The organism is Streptomyces himastatinicus ATCC 53653, from assembly GCF_000158915.1.
Classification (GTDB): domain Bacteria; phylum Actinomycetota; class Actinomycetes; order Streptomycetales; family Streptomycetaceae; genus Streptomyces; species Streptomyces himastatinicus.
The window spans coordinates 10,593,092-10,597,888 of sequence record NZ_GG657754.1 but is presented as its reverse complement, the minus strand read 5'-3'; the positions used below and the strand labels follow the sequence as shown (position 1 = coordinate 10,597,888).

Below are 4,797 nucleotides of genomic sequence, written 5' to 3'. Positions count from 1 at the left end.
GGACGCCACAAAGGCGGCGAGCGCCCGGGGCAGGTCGGTGGCGTCGGCGCCCGCGAGGACGGTGCGCAGCGGTTCGGGCAGCGCCTCGGCGGGCGCGGCGGCAAGCGCCCGCCCGACGAGTTCGGCGAGCAGCCGGGCGGCCGTGGCGGCGTCGGCTTCGAGGAGTGCGGGCAGATACGCCCGTACGGACTCCTCGGGCAGCAGGGCGAGCAGCGCGTCCAGTTCGCCGCGCTCGGCGAGTTCGGCGAAGAGCGCCGAGGCGCTCGGGGCCATCCACGGGTCGGGTTCCGCCGCGAACGACTCCTCGAACGACACCGCGGCGGCGTCGGTGTCGGGCGCGTCGGCGGGGATATCCACCACCGGCACGGGCGCGAAGTGGACCTCGACGGGCGGCCCGCCGCCGATGGCCCGGCCGGGGCTTCCCATCCGGCCCGGCCGGACGGTGACGGTCAGCGGTTCGGTGATCTCCACGTCCGGTCCGTCCGTCCCCAGCCGCTCGGCGAAGTGGTCCGCCAGCAGCTCCGGGAGGGAGTCCACCACCTGGCGGACCAGGCCGCGTGGATCGGGTCCCCAGCTCCACCCACCGCGCCGGACCACCGTCACGGTGCACCGGTGCACCGTGATGTCGGCCGGCTCGCCGGTCTCGCCGGTGGTCGGCGCGGTGGGGGCGCTCACGTCACCTTCTCCGTCCTCAGCTGGCCCGCCCAGCCCGCCGCGAGCACCAGCACACCGTGCTCACTGCCCGCGACGAGGGTCACCGGCAGTGTCACCTGGGTCTGCTGGGCGGGGATCTCCCCGGCGAGCACATGGGTGTTCTTGCTCGTCGGGACACCAGGGCGACCACGGGCGTCGGGGCGCGCCACGGCGACCTTCACGGTGAGGGTGAGCCCGTCCGTGGCCAGCGCGATGTTGTCGGGCCACGACGCGAGGCGCACCAGCGCCGGTTTGGGTTTGCCGTCGGTCGTCACCTCGACCCCGAAGGCCAACGGCTCGGCGAGGGCGGCCGGTTCGTCGTCCACCGAGGCCACGGCCAGCTCCCTGGCGCTCAGCGGAAGCGTCGCCATGCGGCCGTCGCCCAGGGACACGCGCAGCGGCAGCGCGGATCCTACGAGGTCGGCCACCTCGGGCGGGGCGCCGGAGCCGACGCCGGTGGAGGCGCCGGTCAGGGCCAGCGCGCCCACGACGTGGCCGGTGTCGGCCGCGTACACCACGGTAAGAGCCATCGTCAGCCACCGCCGTTCGTTGGTGCGACCGTCGCCACGACGAGGAAGTCGACCGCCCCGGGCTGGTCGACGACCGTGGCCGGGTTGGCCAGGGGGTCGTACAGGCGCACCCGGCACCGGACCCGCCGGTCGGCGTCCACGGTGGCCTCCACCGGGCTGTACAGCGTCGTGTCCGGCAGGGGCGGGGTACGCGGGGTGAGCTGGACGTGGATCACGACCCGGCCGTCCGCGACCTGTTCCGGGGTGATGCCGGACGGCAGCGGCAGCAGCATCCCGTCGGTGGCGGTCCCTGACGCCACCAGGGTGCTCCCGGCGGGCATCCGGCCGCTGAAGCTCCCCTCGATGGTCAGGTTGCCGTTGGCGGCCACGGTCATCAGCGGTGCGACCGTGCCGCTGCCCTGGTAGAGGCCGAAGACCAGGTTCGGGGTGTCGCCGCCGGACAGGACGAGCGCGGGCTTGCCCTCCTCGGCCTCCGTGCCCGTCCGCAGGGTCAGCGCGCCCGACCGGGCCGATACGGTGTCCGCGCGCACGCCCGCGTAGCGCACCGCGACACCGCGCGCCGTGCTCTCGACGCCGCTGAAGTGGCCGTCCGTCCAGCGGACGTAGCCGAGCAGGACGAGCCAGCGGGCGGGCGGGTCGGCCGGTGGGTCGCCGATCGCGGGCGGCCGCTGCTCCGCGACCAGCCGCTCGTCGCCGAGGCGGCCGAAGAGGATCTGGTACGACTCCTCACCCGGGTCTTGCGCGCTGCCGGAGCAGGAGACCGGGCCCGGCGCTGGGCGTTCCGTCGCGAGTGAGAGACGATAGGGTCGTCGTCGCTGTCCGCGCGTTGACCTCCTCGAAGTCGCTCTCGCGCAGCACGACCGGCTCGGTGACGACCATCTCGCGGCCGGTGCCGTCGACGGCCATGCCAACCGCGACGCTCACCTCGGTGTAGCGGACGTTGGTCAGCGGGTCGGTGCGGGGCTCGGTGGCGAGGCCGAGCCCTTCGACGACGCCCCACTCGTGGAGATGGCGCGCGTGCCGGGCGGCGCTTCCGCGGGCGTACTCCACCGTGGCCGACAGGTCGGTGGCGGCCAGGACCTGGCCCTCGTGGAAGGCGGGGCGCAGGGGGCCCGTCATGGCGTCTCACCGGGCTTCTGGTTACGGGTGCGGGGCGACCGGGCGCGTTTGGCCGGGGGTTTGGGCGGCTCGTCCGCGCGGTCCGGTGCCTGGTCGGGCGCCTGGTCCGCTCCCCCGCCCGGCGCCGGGTCCGGTGTGTCCTCCCGGTCCCCGAGCTGTTCCTCCAGGTGGGTCACTTGCGTCTGTGTGCTGCCCATGTGGGAGCGCAGGCCCTCCACGGCGGCGGTGAGATCGGCGACCTGTGTCCTGAGCCGGGCGAGTTCCTGCATGCTGTCGGTGACTTCGCTGGGGGTCGTGTAGACCTGTTCGTGCAGGGCCTTGGGCGGTGTCTCTCCGGGGGCAGGGGTCAGCAGCAGGGACAGCATCTCCTCCAGGTCCCCGCCGCGCGGCCAGTCGCCGAGCAGTCCGTCGGCGTACGGGCGCGCCACCGGCCCCTCCGTCGGGAGCGGCAGCGTCCGGTACACGGGCAGGGGCTGGCAGCACACGCGCTCGGCGAGTTCGCGCAGCCGGTAGAGCTTGGGCAGCCATTCGCCGTAGGCCGAGCCGCCGGGCAGCACCTGTTCCCGGGTGGCGGAGCAGACCCGTACGACATCGCAGCCGTCCAGTTCCACATGCGCGAGCAGGACATCGGTGTCGGTGCAGTCGCCGCACGGCGGGTTCAGCGTGGCGCACGCCGCGTCGGTCAGGAACCGGGTCATCGCGGTGGCCAGCGCGGTGGCCGCCTCGGCGATCTGCTGCGCCTCGGCGATGGTGGCCTTCTCGGTGCTGTCCGGCGGTGGCGCGGGCAGCGGCGGCGGTACGTCGGCGGCGGCGACGTCCTGGCGCAGCGCGCAGTCGGCGAGGCCGTCGGCCTGGTCCAGGCGGCACAGCAGCCACTCGCGGATCAGGGCGAGGTCCGCGCGGAACTCCACCCGCAGCGCGTGGCCAAGCGGGGTGCCCTGGGCGAGCATGCGCACTTCCAGCGGCGCGTCCGGGTCGCCCCGCTCCGGTACGACGCGGGCCGCGGTCTCGGTGACGACGGCGTGGGCGAGCGTATGGTGCAGCGGATCGGGCCACGCCGCTTCCATGTCGGCGTCCCGGAGCCGTTGGCACGCCGTGCCCAGGGCTCCGCGGGCCTCGCCCACCGTGGCGAGGCCCGGGTAGTCGTGCTTGAGCTGGCCCTGCCCGGCCGCGTCGTAGGTGTCGAACCGGGCGATGGCGGCGGCGAGTCCGCGCACGTGCTCGGTCATCTCGCGGGCCGTCGGGCGGGGGCGGCGGTCCCTCGCCGCCCGCGTTGTCGCTCAAGCCATGCGAAGGCGGTGGCGTTACCGCTGTGCGTCGGCGGCGTCGAAGCGGAAGGTGCGGGCCGGCGCCCGGTCGACGCGAGGGGTCAGGGCGTCGGCGTAGTGGCCGAGCCGCCCGGTCGCGGGTGCGGGCCCGGTCCGCCCGCGGGAGGTCGCCGATGCTCGCGAGAAGCCGGGTGCCGGGGTTGTGGCGGTGGTCCTCTGTGTCGTCGCACTTGACGACGAAGCGGAACCCCTCCTGGATCCTGGACGGCACGCATCCGGGTGAGGGGCAGGGCTCCTCCGTGGCGTACGGTGCCACCGGTTCGACGGGAAGCTCCTGGTAGCTCACGTAGAGGCCATAGCGGCGGCCGCCCTCATCGTCGCAGTCCTCCCCACAGTCCACGCCAAGGGCGCTGATGCGCCGCTCCCGCACCAGGGCCGTGACATCGACGCGTTCGGTGCAGGACACCACGATGTCGTTTCCGGCACAGTCGAGGGCGTGTCCGGGACGGACTGCCACGGTTCCGCCGCCGCACGGGTCGCAGGTGACGCCGAGGCCGCAGATGACGCCCGGTCCGTAGAGGGACCGGTTGTGCAGTCTGCGCTTCGCCGTCGTGTACTCCACCAGCAGGCTGAGGTCGTCCTCGGTCAGCAGTTGCCCTGCGAAGAAGCGAGGACGTACGAAGGCGGAGGTCCGGGTGGCGTCGCCACCGCAGCCGCATCCGCAGTCTGTTCGCATGATCAGCGCTCCTTCACAAAGAACCAGCTCTCGAAAACGTCCCCGCCCGCACCGGTGCCGGACGTCCAGGGGCCGATGCCCGAGGGCGGGAGGTCGCAGCCGCCGTGCGCGGCCGACCGGGTGTTGTGGTCGTCGATGGTCGGTACGCGCCCGCCGACGTGGGTGCCGTCGACCGGGCGGCAGCAGCGGTCGAGGAGGAACGCCGCGCGGACGGTGATCAGTACGCGGTCGCCGTCCTGGAGCGACTCGCGGGTCGTCTGGCGGTAGCGGAACTCCTCTGTGAACTCACCGCACCCGTCTTCCGCTTCGAGGTCCGGTTCGGCGAACCTGCCGCCCATGTACCAGGTGGAGGCGTTGCGCCCGCTGCCTCCCTCGATGACCTGGATCTCCACCACGCCGGGCCGCAGCGTGTCGGTCCGTACGCCGGAGGAGAACCGCACCACGAGGCCGC

4 protein-coding genes and 2 pseudogenes are annotated in these 4,797 nt (G+C 73.8%); all 6 read right to left on the bottom strand.

All coding sequences use genetic code 11. From position 1 onward, the window contains the following. Nucleotides 1-675: pseudogene (locus tag SSOG_RS54530) on the bottom strand (hypothetical protein); the annotation flags it as partial. Then, nucleotides 672-1,223: a hypothetical protein gene (locus tag SSOG_RS44645; RefSeq protein WP_050800209.1), complete on the bottom strand. Its 552-nt coding sequence runs from the start codon at nt 1,221-1,223 to the stop codon at nt 672-674. The gene SSOG_RS44645 and the pseudogene SSOG_RS54530, both read right to left, overlap by 4 nt. Nucleotides 1,224-1,225: 2 nt before the next feature. Further along, nucleotides 1,226-1,768 carry a hypothetical protein gene (locus SSOG_RS57155; protein WP_009720932.1) on the bottom strand — a complete coding sequence of 181 codons (543 nt, stop codon included), beginning with the start codon at nt 1,766-1,768 and terminating at the stop codon, nt 1,226-1,228. 181 nt (nt 1,769-1,949) lie between these two features. Beyond that, entirely contained in the window at nt 1,950-2,342 is a 393-nt protein-coding gene (locus SSOG_RS57150) for a hypothetical protein (RefSeq protein WP_009720931.1), read from the bottom strand. Continuing rightward, nucleotides 2,339-3,571, bottom strand: a complete 1,233-nt coding sequence (locus SSOG_RS57145) for a hypothetical protein (RefSeq protein WP_009720930.1) — start codon at nt 3,569-3,571, stop codon at nt 2,339-2,341. The genes SSOG_RS57150 and SSOG_RS57145 overlap by 4 nt, the downstream gene beginning before the upstream one ends. A gap of 777 nt (nt 3,572-4,348) precedes the next feature. Further along, nucleotides 4,349-4,797: pseudogene (locus SSOG_RS44630) on the bottom strand (hypothetical protein); the annotation flags it as partial.

Coding starts and splice junctions, on each gene's coding strand:
- SSOG_RS44645 (WP_050800209.1), bottom strand. CDS start 1,223: ATGGCTCTTACCGTGGTGTACGCGGCCGACACCGGCCACGTCGTGGGC.
- SSOG_RS57150 (WP_009720931.1), bottom strand. CDS start 2,342: ATGACGGGCCCCCTGCGCCCCGCCTTCCACGAGGGCCAGGTCCTGGCC.
- SSOG_RS57145 (WP_009720930.1), bottom strand. CDS start 3,571: ATGACCGAGCACGTGCGCGGACTCGCCGCCGCCATCGCCCGGTTCGAC.